Origin of the sequence: Pseudomonas protegens (genome assembly GCF_013407925.2) — a bacterium.
Lineage (GTDB): Bacteria > Pseudomonadota > Gammaproteobacteria > Pseudomonadales > Pseudomonadaceae > Aquipseudomonas > Aquipseudomonas fluorescens_AP.
In genome coordinates, this window is record NZ_CP060201.1 from 4,853,594 (window position 1) to 4,869,333 (window position 15,740).

The following is a 15,740-nucleotide window of genomic DNA, read 5'->3' on the forward strand; positions in this document are numbered from 1 at the left end:
GGCTATATCGCTGGAAATGAGCAAGTGGGCAGCGTAGCCGCTGCTCAGGCGCTGGGCAATCCGCGCCGTTGCAGGTGGCTGACCAGGCGTTGCTGCAACTGTTGCAGATGGGGCAGTTGCAAGCGATGGCGGGCGGCTGCCTGGCAGGCATAGCCCAGCAAGTAGCTGATCTCGGTGCGGCGTTGACTGGCCACGTCCTGATGCATGGAGGAATAGTTGGCGGCGGTGGCCTGGATCACCCGTTCCACTTCCTGTTGCAGGTTTTGCGCGGCGGCCGGTTGTCCGCAGCAGTGCAGTAGCTCGCTCAGCTCGGCACACAGCGTGGCCACCTCGCATTGGTGCTGCTGCAGACCGCCGTTGCGGCAGTCGTGCAGCACGGTCAATGGATTGATCGCACAGTTGAGGGCCAGTTTGCGCCACAGTCGGGTGAGGATCTGGGTGCTCCATTCGTGGGGGATGCCACTGGCGACCAGATCGTCGAGCCAGATCGGCGGGGTCGGGTGGCCGGAGTCGCCGAGCCAGGTATAGCCATGGCCGGCGAAGACCACGCGCCAATCACCGTCGCGAAAGGCCCCTTCGGTACTGGAGGCGGCAATGCAGCGTGCCTGGGGCACCTTGGCGGCCACGGCGTCCTGGCTGCCGAGACCGTTCTGCAGCAGGATCAGCTCGGCACCTTGGGTCAGGCGCCGGGCGATGCTGGACACCGCCGCTTCGGCGTCATAGGCCTTGCACGCCAACAGCAGCCGGCTGATGGGCGTCGTGCTGTCGACGGTTTCCCCGGGAATCGCCAGCAGGCTGCTCTGGCCCTGCTCCACCAGGATCAGGCCGCCCGCCGCTTGATACGCCTGCAAGCGGGCCTGATTGCGCAGGATCAGGCGCACCGGCAAGCCGGCGCGAGCCAGGCGGGTGGCCCACAGGGTGCCGAGGCTGCCGGCGCCGAGCACATGCCAGGTGGTGGACATTCGGTTTTCGCTCTGTTTGGCCGCCTCAGGGAGGCGGCGCAGTGAAGGAGGGGAAAGACCCGTTATAATGAGCGCGGATTTTAACCGCAAGCCGGGCGTGTTCGATGTTTTGAACAGCGCCCCTTTTTATTTGGAGAGATTACATGCCGTCGTTTGACGTGGTATCCGAACTGGACAAGCACGAAGTCACCAACGCGGTGGAAAACGCCGTCAAGGAACTGGATCGCCGCTATGACCTCAAGGGCAAGGGCAGCTTCGAGTTCAAGGACAAGGAACTGACCGTCAACCTGACCGCGGAAGCTGAATTCCAGCTGGAAGCGATGATCGAGATTCTCAAGCTGGCTCTGGTCAAGCGCAAGATCGATGTGCAGTGCCTGGAGGTCAAGGACGCTTATGCCTCGGGCAAGGTGATGAAGCAGGAAGCGGTGCTCAAGGAAGGTATCGACAAAGAGCTGGCGAAAAAGATCGTCGCGCATATCAAGGATGCCAAGTTGAAAGTGCAGGCCGCCATTCAGGGCGAGCAGGTACGGGTCACTGGCAAGAAGCGTGATGACCTGCAAGAGGCCATCGCCGCCCTGCGTGCCAAAGAGTTCGGCATGCCGCTGCAGTTCAACAACTTCCGCGACTGACCCCCAGTCTCCGGGAACCTCTAGAGCTTTTTGGCGTCCGAGGCCGGAGCAATGGCAGAAACGATTGCGCTCCAGCGGAGCCGGTCGTTCTGCCGGTCAGTCATGCACGCCGCCACCCCGGGGAATCTGGAGAGATAGATGGATTTGAACGCTGAAGTAGACAACCTGGTCCGGGCTTCCCAAGCCTGGATTCCAATGATCATGGAATACGGCAGCCGGGTGCTGCTGGCAGTGATCACCCTGGCCATCGGCTGGTGGCTGATCAACAAGCTGACCCACAAAGTGGGCAAGTTACTGGCGCTGCGCAATGCCGACCTGGCGCTGCAAGGCTTTATCAGCAGCCTGGCCAACATCATTCTCAAGGTGCTGCTGATTGTCAGCGTGGCCTCGATGATCGGTGTCGAGACGACCTCGTTCGTGGCCGCCATTGGTGCCGCCGGGCTGGCTATCGGCCTGGCCCTGCAGGGCAGCCTGGCGAACTTCGCCGGAGGGGTGTTGATCCTGTTGTTCCGTCCGTTTCGCATTGGCGACTTCATTGAAGCCCAAGGCATCAGCGGCAGCGTGGACAGCATTCAGATTTTTCACACGGTGTTGCGTACCGGTGACAACAAGACGGTGATCGTGCCCAACGGCAACCTGTCCAACGGCATCATTACCAACTACAACCGTCAACCCACTCGCAAGGTGGTGTTCGACGTGGGTGTGGATTACGACGCAGATCTGCAGAAGGCCCGTGAAGTGCTGCTGGAGCTGGCGAAAGACGAGCGCGTGTTGGCCGATCCAGCACCGGTAGCTGTAGTGTCCACCCTGGGTGACAGCGCGATTACCTTGTCTCTGCGGGTTTGGGTCAAGACTGCGGACTACTGGGACGTGATGTTCCAGTTCAACGAGCTGTCGCGCGATCGCTTGAAGGCGGCGGGAATCGATATTCCCTTTCCGCAGCGAGTGATTCGTGTGGTTCAGGAAGCGGCTGTGTCATAACTTGCTTGCAAGACTTGGCCAAGTGGTCAACTAATGTTGTTCAAGACAAGGGGCTTTTAGGCCCCTTGTTTGTTTTCAGGGTTTCTTGGCAACTATCAAGTTCCATTCGAAAACGAGGGGACATAACGGGTGCTGGTAACTTCTTTAGTTAGCTTGCTATTTAAGATTCGCTTGTTCGGGTTGCTGTTATCACGCACAAAAAAAAGCCGCCGACCTGATCCAGGTCGGCGGCTTTTATTTGAGTTGCGCGTTAACGCAATCAGCTGAGCAGTTAAATTACAAGATGCTCAGTGGGTACTCTACGATCAGACGCAGGTCGTTCAGGTTGTCGTAGTTGGTCGCGCGGTAGTCGGCGTTGCTGCCACGATAGATGGCGTTACGCAGACGGAAGGACAGGTCCTTGGCTGGGCCTTCTTGCAGTACGTACTTGGCTTCTACGTCCCATTCGTGCTCCTTGCCATCGCTGGAGTCGGCAACAGTGACGTTGGTGCCGCGAATGTAACGGGTCATGAAGCTCAGGCCAGGAACGCCGAAGGAGGCCATGTTCAGGTCGTAACGAGCCTGCCAGGATTTTTCATCTTCGCCAACGAAGTCGGAGATCTGCACCGAGTTGGCTACGTAGATAGTGCCGTTACCGTCAACACCGTACTTGTAGCCGGTTTTACCGCTGGATTGCTGGTATGCCACGGTGAACTTGTGGGCGTCGATGCTGTAAGCGGTTGCCAGACTCCATACACGGTTGTCCAGATCGCCTGCCAGTTTCTTCCCGTCATCCTTGCTGCGATAGCCGTTGAAGTCGACGTTCAGCGACTGGTTATTGGCGATCGGGAAGGTGTAGTTCAGGTTGATGTATTGCTTCTTGAAGTAGTCATCAACCTTGGACGCTGCCACGCCGCCGACGAAGTTGTCGGTGAACTTGTAGGTTGCACCTGCGAAGTCGGCAGAGCTTAGGCCTGGGTTTTTCAGGCCGGTTTCGCTGTTACGACCGTTGATGCTGTCGTTGTACTGACCGGTCTGCGAACGCAGGGCGGTGAAGTGACCCGCATTCAGCTCCAGGCCTTTGATCTCGTTGCTGGTGATCAAGGTACCGGTGGCAACTTCAGGCAGCAGGCGACTGTCGTCTGTAGTGAATACCGGGCTGGCAACCATTTGGTTACCGTATTTCAGTACGGTATCGGAGATACGGAACTTGACCGCGCCACCTACAGCGGACGAATCTTTTTCTGGTTCGCCCCGGCTGTTGTTGGCTGCCAGACCGTTGCCAGAGCGGCCAGCGCCACCGTCCAGCTTGACCACGCCCATGGCGAAAGCGTCAACGCCTACACCTACGGTGCCTTGGGTGAAGCCAGAGCTGTACTGCAGCAGCTCACTCAGGCCGGTGTCTTGGCGATAGCCGCTTTTGTAAGTGCCATCGGCACGTTCATGGTTACCTGCACCGCTCTTGTAGTCACGGTTCATGTACTCAAGACGGGATTTCGCAGTCAGGGTGCTATCTTCGATAAAGCCCTTTGCGTCGTCCTGGGAGGACGCGATTGCGAACTGCGAGGTGCCTGCTGATACAGCCAGGGCGATCATGCTCCACTTCATCACGCGCATCGTGATTTGCTCCTTTGGTTTTTAGAAGAGTACTGCCGTCCCACCTGTTTTTTTATCTGGGCGGCTCTTTCTTTTTGTGTCGGCGCAAACTTATATCACGCTGACAATGTTGGCGATACTTGCCTATCTATCCTTTCAGCTTCTTTACGACCCTGTCGCAATTTGCTCGGTCGGTGTCGCAATTCTGCAGCCAGTCTGTATCCGAACCAACAACTTAGGTTGTGTTCTTCGAAGGAACATCACGAGCCATTGAGCTCCCGACATACACACTCTAAAAAGCACCGCAGGGCAGCCTTGCCACTATTATTATGAGTCTGTGACGAGCCACTTCCGGTGCTCCGTCGCAAACGATGTCGGGGGTGAATGCAACAAGCGTGCACAAACCAAAGTTGTCCGCACTTTTTTCTTCTGGACGGTGTGCCGACCTGTAAAAACCGCATAAAACCGCCATGCAAAGCGTCTTTTTGTTTGGCTTGACGCCAAGTCCGCCCTGGTGCAGGACTGTGCAATAAGTCGCACAGCGCGCCAAAATGTTACCGGTTCACACCGCAAAGTGAGTAGACGGCGGATGCTTGAGGATTTCAGCGTAGACCGTCTGTGCGATTCTGGTGCAAAACTTTTGTAATGCTGTGCAGGGTTCATACAGTCATGTGCGGTTTACGCTCGGCGACGACGAAGGCGCGGCGAGTCATATTCAGGGCGCTTTTGATGCTTCGTACATAAATGGTGCAAAGCCTCAAAAAATGTCCTGTCGTGGGGCGTTTGCGCTGCATTGAGGCTGGCTCCTTGCCGGCTGGTTAACGGGCGATGTCCGGGCTTAGCGCTTTGGTCATGAAGCCCTGTGCATTCGCAGGTATGCTGCGCGTCTGTCGCCTGGTCAGTGTCGATGATGCTGTGGGCCAGGCTGAAATGAGCTGAGCGGGAGTAAATGCAGTGTTCACTTTAGATTCACGGCTGCAACAAGACACATTGCCCATTGGGGATTTCCCCCTCTGTCGGCTGCTGCTGTCCAATGACGCGAACTATCCCTGGTTCATCCTCGTGCCCCGTCGTGAAGATATCAGTGAGTTGTTTCAACTGGATGTCACCGACCAACTGCAGCTATGGCGGGAAACCACAGCGTTGGCTGAAGTGCTCAAGGATTCCTTCGATGCCGATAAGTTGAATGTGGCGACGTTGGGTAATGTGGTGAGTCAGTTGCATATGCATGTAATAGTGCGCAAGCGGGATGACGCCGCGTGGCCGGCGCCAGTGTGGGGCAAGCACCCGGCCAAGCCTTACACCGCGCAGGAGGTTGTGGCGATTCGCAATCGGCTGCGGGTAGTACTGACCGACGATTTCCAATTTCTGGAGGTTTGAGCCATGAGTCTGGAAGCGCGTGTTACCGACCTAGAAAGCCGTCTGGCGTTTCAGGACGACACCATTCAAGCCTTGAACGATGTGCTGGTAGCGCAGCAGAAGGTGCTGGAGCGCCTGCAACTGCAGATGAGTGCCTTGCTCAAGCGTCAGGAAGAAATGGTGGGGCAGTTCGAGTCTTTCGAGGAAGAGGCGCCGCCCCCGCACTATTAAAGGAAGCTCGGCATTCTTGAGGCACAAAAAAACCGCGCCATGGCGCGGTTTTTTGTTGGCGTTGATCAGCGGCGCGGCAGTGCGGCGATCACGTCTTCGGCTTGCAGGCCTTTATCGCGGTTCATGACCGAGAACTCCACGCGCTGGCCTTCCACCAGAACGCGGTGACCTTCTCCGCGAATGGCGCGAAAGTGCACGAAGATATCATCGCCGGAGTCGCGGGAAATGAAGCCGAAACCCTTGGATGTGTTGAACCATTTCACGGTGCCGGTATCGCGGTTGCTCATGTCGTAGCTGGGAGCGGCGGACGCGGCGGGTGAGGATTTGTAAAAGCTGATGCCCAGGTGCAGAGCCACGGCGATCAGGGCGGTAAGCAAGCTCACCAGGACGGCTGGTTGACCACCAATCACTGGCATTGGCGCCAGCAAGGTGAGGGTTTGCAGGACGACAACCAGTACCAGCAGGGCGCTGACCAGGTTCTGCAGGTGATGACGCGAGCCTTTGTTCCAGTGCGGGATAACTGGAGCGAGGATCAGGTTGAGCAGGCCGAACAGGGCCAGGTAAATAGCATCGGGTTGTTGCAGGTAGGGAACCGCGTCAGATCTAAGACTCGGAATCAAAGACAGCAGCAAAGCTGCAATGCCTGTCAGCAGGTGGACGATTTTCAACATTTTGATTAACTCACGTTAAGAAGGAAGCACAAGGAAGAGCTGATCACGCACGGTTCGCTTCTGAATAAAGGGGTGAGGCGGTGGTTACGTACGCAGTGTCAGCCTATGCGCGCTGGCCGAAGAAATAGGCATCAGCGACACGGAGTCTATTTAACAGCAAAGCCCTGGCCTTCTCAAATCAGCAGCGGGCGATTGGAAATGGGGTATGCCGCGCTTGGTCATCGAAACTTCAGGCAAAGGCGCGTTCTAGACAGATGGCTGTGGCTTTCCGAGGAACGCCGGTTTTTTCCAGAGGTCAGACACTGCCTGCAACTCAGTGTTTGCAAGCCATGGCCGGGCCATTGGGCAATCCACCGCGGGTCGATTGACGATCCGGGTCGGCGGGGCAGCGACACTCTTGCTAGAGTGGTCCGGCAACTGATTGGGTGAATCCATCCCGTTAACGGAGAGAAACATGACAATTGATATCGGTATCAGCGAAGAAGATCGTAAATCCATTGTCGACGGCCTGTCCCGTCTGCTTTCGGACACCTACGTGTTGTACCTGAAAACCCATAACTTCCATTGGAATGTCACCGGCCCGCAATTTCGCACCCTGCACTTGATGTTTGAAGAGCAGTACAACGAACTGGCCCTGGCGGTCGACCTGATCGCCGAACGTATCCGCGCCCTGGGCTTTCCGGCGCCGGGTGCCTACTCCATCTACGCCCGGCTGTCTTCGATCAAGGAGGAGGAGGGGGTGCCGGCCGCGGAAGAAATGATCAAGCAGTTGGTCGCCGGTCAGGAAGCGGTCACCCGTACTGCCCGCGGCATCTTCCCGTTGCTGGACAAGGTCAGCGACGAGCCAACGGCGGATCTGCTGACCCAGCGCATGCAGGTGCATGAGAAAACCGCGTGGATGCTGCGTTCCCTGCTGGAAAACCGCTAAGTCGCTCATGGCCGATGGCGTCCCGGACGCCATCCGCGCCTTTTGACACGCTCCGCCATCTATATGGTCATACGGCTGCACAGGGCCGATTTAATGGATATAATCCCGCTCTTTGCTAAGTAGCCCGGGCTTTGGCGTGGGCTCTGGCTGTAGTTCAAGCAGTAATCTGGATTGCCGAGACGCCCCCATGCCCATGTACGATTACCAATGCGCTTCCTGTGGTCATCAGTTGGAAGCCATTCAAAAGATCAGTGCTGCGCCACTGGTCGACTGCCCTGCCTGCCAGGCACCTGAACTGAAAAAGATGCTGTCCATGCCCGGCTTCCGCCTCAGCGGCACCGGCTGGTATGAAACCGACTTCAAGACCGGCTCCAAGAAGAACCTGGCCGGTGGCGACAAAGCTGACTAAGTTGAACGACACGCGCGAGTTCTTGCACTATCCGGCACCTCATGGTGCGCAAGGCCTCCATCGAATTTCGAATTACGAGAAGTGAAACCACTACCATGATGCGCAGCCATTATTGCGGCCAACTGAACGAAAGCCTGGAAGGTCAGGAAGTAACCCTTTGCGGATGGGTCCACCGTCGCCGTGACCACGGCGGGGTGATTTTCCTCGATATCCGTGATCGTGAAGGTCTGGCCCAGGTGGTGTTCGATCCGGACCGCGCTGAAACCTTCGCCGCCGCCGACCGCGTGCGCAGCGAATACGTAGTCAAGATCACCGGCAAGGTGCGTCTGCGCCCGGCCGGTGCCGGCAACGCCAACATGGCTTCGGGCATGATCGAAGTCCTGGGCTACGAGCTGGAAGTGCTGAACGAAGCGGAAACCCCGCCGTTCCCGCTCAACGAATACTCCGACGTGGGTGAAGAAACCCGTCTGCGCTATCGCTTTATCGACCTGCGCCGTCCGGAAATGGCCGAGAAGCTGCGCCTGCGCTCGCGCATGACCACCAGCATCCGTCGCTACCTGGACGAGAACGGTTTCCTCGACGTGGAAACTCCGATCCTGACTCGCGCCACCCCTGAAGGTGCTCGCGACTATCTGGTGCCGAGCCGTACCCACGCCGGTAGCTTCTTCGCCTTGCCGCAATCGCCACAGCTGTTCAAGCAACTGCTGATGGTGGCCGGCTTCGACCGCTACTACCAGATCGCCAAGTGCTTCCGCGACGAAGACCTGCGTGCCGACCGTCAGCCTGAGTTCACTCAGATCGACATCGAAACCAGCTTCCTCGACGAAAAAGACATCATGGGCCTGACCGAAGGCATGATCCGCAACCTGTTCAAGGAAGTGCTGGGTCTGGAATTCGGCGAATTCCCGCACATGACCTTTGAAGAGGCCATGCGTCGCTACGGTTCCGACAAGCCGGACCTGCGCAACCCGCTGGAACTGGTAGACGTTGCCGACCAACTGAAAGAAGTGGAATTCAAGGTCTTCAGCGGTCCGGCCAACGATCCGAAATGCCGTATCGCCGCGTTGCGCGTTCCTGGCGGGGCGAGCATGCCGCGCAAGCAGATCGACGACTACACCAAGTTTGTCGGCATCTACGGTGCCAAGGGCCTGGCCTACATCAAGGTCAACGAGCGCGCCAAGGGTGTCGAAGGTCTGCAATCGCCGATCGTCAAGAACATCCCGGAAGCCAACCTCAACGTGATCCTCGATCGCGTGGGTGCGGTCGACGGCGACATCGTGTTCTTCGGTGCCGACAAGGCCAAGATCGTCAGCGAGGCCCTGGGTGCCCTGCGCATCAAGCTCGGTCACGACCTGAACCTGCTGACCTGCGAATGGGCGCCGATGTGGGTGGTCGACTTCCCGATGTTCGAAGAGAACGACGACGGCAGCTTCACCGCCTTGCACCACCCGTTCACCGCGCCCAAGTGCTCGCCTGAAGAGCTGGAAGCCAACCCGGCTACCGCTCTGTCGCGCGCCTACGACATGGTTCTGAACGGCACCGAGCTGGGTGGCGGTTCGATCCGTATCCACCGCAAGGAAATGCAGCAAGCGGTCTTCCGTCTGCTGGGCATCAGCGAAGCCGAGCAGGAAGAGAAGTTCGGCTTCCTGCTGGACGCCCTGAAGTACGGCGCGCCGCCCCACGGTGGCCTGGCCTTCGGTCTGGACCGTCTGGTGATGCTGATGACCGGCGCCCAGTCGATCCGTGAAGTGATCGCCTTCCCGAAAACCCAGAGCGCGGCCTGCGTCATGACTCAGGCACCGGGTCTGGTGGATGCCAAGGCGCTGCGCGAGCTGCACATCCGCCTGCGCGAACAGCCCAAGGCTGAATAAGCCGGCCCGATTAGGCGCACCCTCGGGTGCGCTTTTTCTATGGGTCGAGTTTTGTTGCCCCGCCCGCCAAGCGGCGTGGGCAATGTTTCAAAGAGAATTTGGAGCAAGTTATGGCAGGTCATTCCAAGTGGGCGAACATCAAGCACCGCAAAGAGCGTCAGGATGCCAAGAGAGGCAAGATCTTCACCAAGTGGATTCGTGAGCTGACCGTCGCGGCCCGTCAGGGCGGCGGCGAGCCCGGCTCCAACCCACGTTTGCGCCTGGCCCTGGACAAGGCCCTGGGCGCCAACATGAGCCGCGACATCATCGATCGTGCCATCGCCCGTGGCACCGGCGCGGCCGGTAGCGACGACGTGGTCGAACTGACCTATGAAGGCTACGGCCCCAACGGCGTGGCGGTGATGGTCGAATGCATGACCGACAACCGCAACCGCACCGCGGCGGCGGTTCGTCATGCCTTCAGCAAGTGCGGCGGCAACCTGGGGACCGATGGTTCGGTGGCCTATCTGTTCGAGCGCAAGGGCCAGATCACCTTCGCCGAAGGTGTCGACGAAGATGCGCTCATCGAGGCGGCGATGGAGGCTGACGCCGACGATGTGGTGAGCAACGAAGACGGCACCGTCGACGTGTTCACTTCGTTCGCCGGTTTCTACGGCGTGCGCAATGCCCTGGAAGCGGCGGGCTTCACCGCTGCGGACGCGGAAATCGTCATGCTGCCCACCACCAGTGCCGAACTGGACCTGGAGGGGGCGGAGAAGGTCCTCAAGCTGATCGACATGCTGGAAGACCTGGATGACGTGCAGAACGTCTACTCCAATGCGGATATTCCGGAATCGGTGGCCGAGCAGCTCGGCTGATCCCACTGCACTACCCTTGAAGCCGGATGCGCTACGCCGCGATGATTGCGCGGCAGGGCGCTTCCGGCTTCTGCCTTTTTGCGTTTCCGGTCCTGGCCGGCCGGCATTCTTACTCAAGCAGCAGGCTTTATGACTCTAATTCTTGGCATCGACCCCGGCTCACGCATTACCGGTTATGGCGTGGTTCGAGACACCGGGCGTGGCTGCGTGTACGTGGCGTCCGGCTGTATTCGCACCGGTGCCGGCGAGCTGCCCGAGCGCTTGCAGATTGTCTATCGCGGTGTGCGTGAGGTGATTCAGACCTACGGTCCAGTGACCATGGGCATCGAGAAAGTGTTCATGGCGCGCAATGCCGATTCGGCGCTCAAGCTCGGCCAGGCCCGGGGCGCAGCGATTGTTGCAGGAGCCGAGGAAGGCCTGGAGATCGCCGAATACACCGCGACCCAGGTCAAGCAGGCTGTGGCCGGCACCGGCGGGGCCAACAAGGAGCAGGTGCAGATGATGGTCATGCACTTGCTCAAGCTCACCACCAAACCGCAGATCGACGCCTCGGATGCCCTGGCCATTGCCATTTGTCACGCTCACACCCGCTCCAGCCTGTTGCCCCATGGTCTGGGAACGGCACGCAGTCGTGGCGGGCGCCTGCGTCTCTGATAGCATCAGCGCAGTCATTTTAGGAGTGGAGCGTTGTGCGCCTGGGCAGTCGGCGCGAACGCTCGCTCAACGAGTCGCCAGCTGCGAGCTGGCCATCGCTTAAGGATCTGAAACGTGATCGGACGCTTGCGCGGCACCCTGGCTGAGAAACAGCCGCCGCACCTGATTCTTGATGTAAACGGGCTGGGCTATGAAGTCGAAGTGCCCATGACCACCTTGTACAGGCTGCCGTCGGTCGGCGAACCCCTGACCTTGCACACCCATTTGGTCGTGCGCGAGGACGCGCAGTTACTCTACGGCTTCGCCGGCAAGCGCGAGCGAGACTTTTTTCGCGAGTTGATCCGTCTCAATGGCGTGGGCCCCAAGCTGGCCCTGGCGCTGATGTCCAGTCTTGAGGTGGATGAACTGGTGCGTTGCGTGCAGGCCCAGGACACCTCGGCCCTGACCAAGGTGCCCGGAGTCGGCAAGAAGACCGCCGAGCGCCTGCTGGTGGAACTCAAGGATCGCTTCAAGGCCTGGGAGGCGGTGCCGAGCATGTTCGCCCTGGTGCCGAACCAGCCGGATGCCCCGGTGCCGGTGGCCAGCGCCGAGTCCGATGCGGTCAGTGCGCTGATTTCCCTGGGCTACAAGCCTCAGGAAGCCAGCAAGGCGGTGTCCGCGATCAAAGAAAAAGGCTTGAGCAGTGAAGACATGATCCGCAGAGCCTTGAAGGGAATGATTTAAGTGATTGAAGCTGATCGTCTGATCGCCGCCACGGGCCCCCGTGAGCGCGAGGAAATCCAGGACCGGGCGATTCGTCCGGTCAGCCTGGCCGACTACATCGGCCAGCCCAGCGTGCGCGAGCAGATGGAGCTGTTCATCCAGGCCGCCCGTGGGCGCAACGAGTCCCTGGATCACACCTTGATCTTTGGCCCTCCGGGGCTGGGCAAGACCACCCTGGCCAACATCATTGCCGAGGAAATGGGCGTCTCGATCAAGAGCACCTCGGGGCCGGTGCTGGAGCGCCCTGGCGATCTGGCGGCGCTGCTGACCAATCTTGAGCCCCATGACGTGTTGTTCATCGACGAGATTCACCGGCTGTCGCCGATCGTCGAGGAAGTGCTGTACCCGGCCATGGAGGATTTTCAGCTCGACATCATGATCGGCGAGGGGCCCGCTGCGCGCTCGATCAAGCTGGACCTGCCGCCGTTCACCCTGGTGGGCGCCACCACTCGCGCGGGCATGCTGACCAACCCGCTGCGGGACCGTTTCGGTATCGTCCAGCGCCTGGAGTTCTACAGCACGGCGGATCTGGCGACCATTGTCAGTCGTTCCGCCAACATTCTCGGTTTGCCGCTGGATCCGGAAGGCGCCTTCGAGGTCGCGCGGCGGGCCCGTGGTACTCCGCGGATTGCCAACCGCCTGTTGCGCCGGGTGCGGGATTTTGCCGAAGTGCGGGCCAAGGGGCACATCACCAAGCCGATCGCCGACCTGGCATTGAACCTGCTGGATGTCGACGAACGTGGCTTCGATCATCAGGACCGGCGTCTGTTACTGACCATGATCGAGAAGTTCGACGGTGGTCCGGTGGGGGTCGACAGTCTGGCCGCGGCGATCAGCGAAGAGCGTCACACCATCGAAGACGTGCTGGAGCCGTACCTGATCCAGCAGGGCTACATCATGCGCACTCCCCGTGGTCGTGTGGTGACCCGGCATGCGTATCTGCACTTCGGTCTAAACATTCCGTCACGATTGGGTGACATGCCTGTGGTAGACGAATTCCTTGATGCTGTGGACGATTAATCACCCGCGTCTTGTCGATTTATTCGGGGTTTGTGCTGTCCTAGGGACTGGCATTGCCCAAACTGCATGAAAAGTCGTTCAAGAATGAAAAAACAGTTGCCTGGCCGGATTGGCAACCTGAGGAGTAAGCACTAGAGTATGCGCGCGCAAAACGGGCTTGAGCCGTTCGCACATCGTTGTCGCGTTTATTACGAGGACACCGATGCCGGCGGCATCGTGTATTACGTTAATTACCTTAAGTTTATGGAGCGGGCTCGAACCGAGCGGCTACGACACCTGGGCTTTGCCCAATCGCAGCTGGCAGGGGAGAACCTGTTATTCGTCGTGCATTCCAGCGAAGCGCGTTATCACGCGCCGGCGCGACTGGACGACGAGCTTCTGGTCAGTGCCCATGTCACCGAATTGAACCGGGTCAGCCTGCGCTTCACTCAGCAGGTCAGGCGAGCCGCGGATAATGCGCTGCTCTGTGAGGGGCAGTTCCTGGTGGCCTGTGTGCGCGCCGACACTTTCAAACCCCGCGCCATTCCAGACGCTCTGCGTACGGCCTTTGCCGACGAGAGCAGCGCGGGTACACACTCAGAGCAGGAGATAAAGCGTGGAAGCTAACGTCGTCGACCATTCCTCCATGTGGAGCCTGGTCAGCAATGCCAGCGTTGTAGTGCAGTTGGTAATGCTGACCCTGGTTGCCGCATCGGTGACTTCATGGATCATGATCTTTCAGCGCAGCAACCTGCTGCGCGCCGGTCGACGTGCCCTGGAGAGCTTCGAAGAGCGCTTCTGGTCCGGTATCGACCTGTCCAAACTCTACCGTCAGGCGGGCAGCAACCCGGACCCGGATTCCGGGGTCGAGCAGATTTTCCGGGCTGGTTTCAAGGAGTTCTCCCGTCTGCGTCAACAGCCGGGTGTTGATCCTGAAGCCGTGATGGAAGGCGTGTCCCGGGCCATGCGTGTCGCCATCTCCCGTGAGGAAGAGAAGCTCGAGCAGAGCCTGCCGTTCCTTGCCACCGTCGGTTCGGTCAGCCCGTACATCGGTCTGTTCGGCACCGTGTGGGGGATCATGAACTCCTTCCGCGGCCTGGCCCAGGCCCAGCAAGCGACCCTGGCCACTGTGGCTCCCGGCATCGCCGAAGCCCTGATCGCTACGGCCATCGGTCTGTTCGCGGCCATTCCGGCGGTTATCGCCTACAACCGCTTCGCCGCTCGTGGCGAGACGCTGATCAGCCGTTACTACACCTTCGCCGACGAGTTCCAGGCGATCCTGCACCGTAAAGTGCACACCAGCGAAGAGTGAGCAGGTAAACCCAATGGCCCGAGTTCGCCACAAACGCAAGCCGGTTGCCGAGATGAACGTGGTGCCCTACATCGACGTGATGTTGGTACTGCTGGTTATCTTCATGGTGACCGCGCCGATGCTCAACCAGGGCGTGAAAGTTGATCTGCCCAAGGTTTCCAGTGAAGCCTTGCCCCAGGACAACAACACCCAGGTACTGACCATTTCGATCAAGGCTGACAAGACCTACTACTGGAACCTTGGCAGCGAAGTCGACACCGAAAAGCAACAGGACAAGGCGATGACCTTGCCGCAGATGACCGACGCGGTGACCAAGATCATCCGTGCCGGCAATGAAGGCGGCAAACACACCCAGGTGTTCATTCGCGGTGATAAATCCGTCGACTACGGCGCCGTGATGGGTGCCATGGGCGGCCTGCAGAAAGCCGGAGTCGGTAACGTTGGCTTGATTACCGAGGCGCCCTGATGCACCAACAGCGAGAGCCGTCCGCCTCGGAAAGCTACTTCTGGCCTAGCGTCTGGGCGATCGCCCTGCACGTGCTGGTGTTTGGCATGCTGTTTGTCAGCTTCGCCATGACCCCGGAATTGCCTCCGGCCAAGCCGATCGTCCAGGCGACCCTGTATCAGCTGAAATCCAAGAGCTCGGCGACGACCCAGACCAATCACAAGATTGCGGGTGAGGCGAAGAAATCCGCCGCGCGTCAGACCGAAGCCGAGCAGTTGGAGCAGAAGAAGGTCGAGCAGGAAGAGATCAAGGCTGCGGAACAAAAGAAAGAAGAGGCTGCTCAAAAGGCCGCGGAAGCGAAAAAGGCCGATGAAGCCAAGAAAGCTGACGAGGCGAAGAAGGCTGATGAAGCCAAGAAAGCTGCGGAAGCCAAGAAGGCCGAAGAGAAGCAATTGGCTGATGTAGCCAAGAAGAAAGCCGAAGAAGAAGCCAAGAAAGCCGCTGAAGAAGACGCCAAGAAAAAGGCCGCTGAAGAGGCCAAGAAGAAAATCGTCGAAGACGCGAAGAAGAAAGCCGCGGAAGACGCGAAGAAGAAAGCTGAAGCTGAAGAGGCGAAGAAAAAGATCGCCGAAGACGCGAAGAAGAAAGCTGCTGCCGATGCCGCGAAGAAAAAGGCCCAGGAAGCAGCGCGTAAATCTGCCGAAGAGAAGAAGGCTCAGGCCCTGGCGGACTTGCTGTCCGACAAGCCGGAGCGTGAAGCCACCAAGTCGGATGAGGTCGGTGACAGTGTCGCTGGCAGCTTCGATGACCTGATTCGTATCCGTGCAGCGGAAGGCTGGGCTCGTCCTCCTTCGGCACGCAAGGGCATGACAGTGGAACTGCGGATCGGCATGTTGCCGGATGGCACGGTGACCACGGTCAGCGTGATCAAGTCCAGTGGTGATGGTCCGTTCGATGCCTCGGCGGTAGCGGCAGTCAAGAACATTGGGCGTTTGACAGAAATGCAGGGGTTGAGTCCGAAGGATTTTGCTCCCTATCGTTCATTCAAGATGACATTCACACCTGAGGATCTAGCCTTGTGAGAAACCTTCTTCG

18 protein-coding genes are annotated in these 15,740 nt (G+C 59.0%); 15 read left to right on the top strand and 3 right to left on the bottom strand.

All coding sequences use genetic code 11. The features are described from left to right. Window positions 1-44: 44 nt before the first annotated feature. Window positions 45-962 carry a putative 2-dehydropantoate 2-reductase gene (locus tag GGI48_RS22565; protein WP_179600130.1) on the bottom strand — a complete coding sequence of 306 codons (918 nt, stop codon included), beginning with the start codon at window positions 960-962 and terminating at the stop codon, window positions 45-47. A 143-nt stretch (window positions 963-1,105) separates the two neighbouring features. On the opposite strand from GGI48_RS22565, the gene GGI48_RS22570 reads away from it, so the two are divergent. Then, on the top strand, window positions 1,106-1,591 hold the full coding sequence (locus tag GGI48_RS22570; protein WP_011063029.1) for a YajQ family cyclic di-GMP-binding protein: 486 nt from the start codon (window positions 1,106-1,108) through the stop codon (window positions 1,589-1,591). A gap of 138 nt (window positions 1,592-1,729) precedes the next feature. After that, complete coding sequence (locus GGI48_RS22575) at window positions 1,730-2,572, top strand: mechanosensitive ion channel family protein (RefSeq protein WP_016963222.1); 843 nt, start codon at window positions 1,730-1,732, stop codon at window positions 2,570-2,572. 276 nt (window positions 2,573-2,848) lie between these two features. Here GGI48_RS22575 and GGI48_RS22580 read toward each other — a convergent pair whose 3' ends face one another. After that, complete coding sequence (locus tag GGI48_RS22580; protein WP_047305817.1) at window positions 2,849-4,168, bottom strand: OprD family porin; 1,320 nt, start codon at window positions 4,166-4,168, stop codon at window positions 2,849-2,851. A gap of 933 nt (window positions 4,169-5,101) precedes the next feature. On the opposite strand from GGI48_RS22580, the gene GGI48_RS22585 reads away from it, so the two are divergent. Beyond that, the gene (locus GGI48_RS22585) at window positions 5,102-5,527 is read left to right on the top strand and encodes an HIT domain-containing protein (protein WP_016963220.1); all 426 of its coding nucleotides are present in this window, start codon (window positions 5,102-5,104) and stop codon (window positions 5,525-5,527) included. A gap of 3 nt (window positions 5,528-5,530) precedes the next feature. Further along, window positions 5,531-5,737: a SlyX family protein gene (locus tag GGI48_RS22590; protein ID WP_047305816.1), complete on the top strand. Its 207-nt coding sequence runs from the start codon at window positions 5,531-5,533 to the stop codon at window positions 5,735-5,737. 65 nt (window positions 5,738-5,802) lie between these two features. Here GGI48_RS22590 and GGI48_RS31345 read toward each other — a convergent pair whose 3' ends face one another. After that, window positions 5,803-6,408, bottom strand: a complete 606-nt coding sequence (locus GGI48_RS31345; RefSeq protein WP_047305815.1) for a cold-shock protein — start codon at window positions 6,406-6,408, stop codon at window positions 5,803-5,805. A 454-nt stretch (window positions 6,409-6,862) separates the two neighbouring features. On the opposite strand from GGI48_RS31345, the gene GGI48_RS22600 reads away from it, so the two are divergent. The 11 genes from GGI48_RS22600 to tolA all read left to right on the top strand — a co-directional run bounded on the left by GGI48_RS22600 (window position 6,863) and on the right by tolA (window position 15,727). Further along, a complete protein-coding gene (locus GGI48_RS22600) occupies window positions 6,863-7,336 on the top strand; it encodes a Dps family protein (protein WP_016963217.1) in 474 nt (157 codons plus the stop codon). 187 nt (window positions 7,337-7,523) lie between these two features. Continuing rightward, on the top strand, window positions 7,524-7,745 hold the full coding sequence (locus GGI48_RS22605; protein WP_010457489.1) for an FmdB family zinc ribbon protein: 222 nt from the start codon (window positions 7,524-7,526) through the stop codon (window positions 7,743-7,745). A gap of 95 nt (window positions 7,746-7,840) precedes the next feature. Next, on the top strand, window positions 7,841-9,616 hold the full coding sequence (gene aspS, locus GGI48_RS22610) for an aspartate--tRNA ligase (RefSeq protein ID WP_011063022.1): 1,776 nt from the start codon (window positions 7,841-7,843) through the stop codon (window positions 9,614-9,616). 110 nt (window positions 9,617-9,726) lie between these two features. Then, window positions 9,727-10,473: a YebC/PmpR family DNA-binding transcriptional regulator gene (locus GGI48_RS22615; RefSeq protein ID WP_016963216.1), complete on the top strand. Its 747-nt coding sequence runs from the start codon at window positions 9,727-9,729 to the stop codon at window positions 10,471-10,473. Window positions 10,474-10,602: 129 nt separating this feature from the next. Next, a complete protein-coding gene (gene ruvC, locus GGI48_RS22620) occupies window positions 10,603-11,127 on the top strand; it encodes a crossover junction endodeoxyribonuclease RuvC (RefSeq protein WP_016963215.1) in 525 nt (174 codons plus the stop codon). A 114-nt stretch (window positions 11,128-11,241) separates the two neighbouring features. Then, window positions 11,242-11,850 (top strand): Holliday junction branch migration protein RuvA, encoded by a 609-nt coding sequence (ruvA, locus tag GGI48_RS22625; RefSeq protein ID WP_016963214.1) that lies wholly within the window; start codon window positions 11,242-11,244, stop codon window positions 11,848-11,850. Next, window positions 11,851-12,909, top strand: coding sequence for a Holliday junction branch migration DNA helicase RuvB (gene ruvB, locus GGI48_RS22630; RefSeq protein WP_016963213.1), 1,059 nt, complete (start codon window positions 11,851-11,853; stop codon window positions 12,907-12,909). 138 nt (window positions 12,910-13,047) lie between these two features. Then, complete coding sequence (gene ybgC, locus GGI48_RS22635) at window positions 13,048-13,515, top strand: tol-pal system-associated acyl-CoA thioesterase (RefSeq protein WP_047305814.1); 468 nt, start codon at window positions 13,048-13,050, stop codon at window positions 13,513-13,515. Then, a complete protein-coding gene (gene tolQ / locus GGI48_RS22640) occupies window positions 13,505-14,200 on the top strand; it encodes a protein TolQ (protein ID WP_016963211.1) in 696 nt (231 codons plus the stop codon). Before ybgC ends, tolQ begins: the two co-directional genes overlap by 11 nt. A 13-nt stretch (window positions 14,201-14,213) precedes the next feature. Beyond that, a complete protein-coding gene (gene tolR, locus GGI48_RS22645; RefSeq protein WP_011063015.1) occupies window positions 14,214-14,666 on the top strand; it encodes a protein TolR in 453 nt (150 codons plus the stop codon). Beyond that, window positions 14,666-15,727: a cell envelope integrity protein TolA gene (tolA, locus tag GGI48_RS22650; RefSeq protein ID WP_179600132.1), complete on the top strand. Its 1,062-nt coding sequence runs from the start codon at window positions 14,666-14,668 to the stop codon at window positions 15,725-15,727. The genes tolR and tolA overlap by 1 nt, the downstream gene beginning before the upstream one ends. The last annotated feature ends 13 nt before the right edge of the window (window positions 15,728-15,740 follow it).

Coding starts and splice junctions, on each gene's coding strand:
- GGI48_RS22615 (WP_016963216.1), top strand. CDS start 9,727: ATGGCAGGTCATTCCAAGTGGGCGAACATCAAGCACCGCAAAGAGCGT.
- GGI48_RS22580 (WP_047305817.1), bottom strand. CDS start 4,168: ATGCGCGTGATGAAGTGGAGCATGATCGCCCTGGCTGTATCAGCAGGC.
- GGI48_RS22575 (WP_016963222.1), top strand. CDS start 1,730: ATGGATTTGAACGCTGAAGTAGACAACCTGGTCCGGGCTTCCCAAGCC.
- GGI48_RS22590 (WP_047305816.1), top strand. CDS start 5,531: ATGAGTCTGGAAGCGCGTGTTACCGACCTAGAAAGCCGTCTGGCGTTT.
- tolR (WP_011063015.1), top strand. CDS start 14,214: ATGGCCCGAGTTCGCCACAAACGCAAGCCGGTTGCCGAGATGAACGTG.
- ruvC (WP_016963215.1), top strand. CDS start 10,603: ATGACTCTAATTCTTGGCATCGACCCCGGCTCACGCATTACCGGTTAT.
- GGI48_RS22605 (WP_010457489.1), top strand. CDS start 7,524: ATGCCCATGTACGATTACCAATGCGCTTCCTGTGGTCATCAGTTGGAA.
- GGI48_RS31345 (WP_047305815.1), bottom strand. CDS start 6,408: ATGTTGAAAATCGTCCACCTGCTGACAGGCATTGCAGCTTTGCTGCTG.
- GGI48_RS22565 (WP_179600130.1), bottom strand. CDS start 962: ATGTCCACCACCTGGCATGTGCTCGGCGCCGGCAGCCTCGGCACCCTG.
- tolA (WP_179600132.1), top strand. CDS start 14,666: ATGCACCAACAGCGAGAGCCGTCCGCCTCGGAAAGCTACTTCTGGCCT.
- GGI48_RS22570 (WP_011063029.1), top strand. CDS start 1,106: ATGCCGTCGTTTGACGTGGTATCCGAACTGGACAAGCACGAAGTCACC.
- GGI48_RS22600 (WP_016963217.1), top strand. CDS start 6,863: ATGACAATTGATATCGGTATCAGCGAAGAAGATCGTAAATCCATTGTC.
- ybgC (WP_047305814.1), top strand. CDS start 13,048: ATGCGCGCGCAAAACGGGCTTGAGCCGTTCGCACATCGTTGTCGCGTT.
- aspS (WP_011063022.1), top strand. CDS start 7,841: ATGATGCGCAGCCATTATTGCGGCCAACTGAACGAAAGCCTGGAAGGT.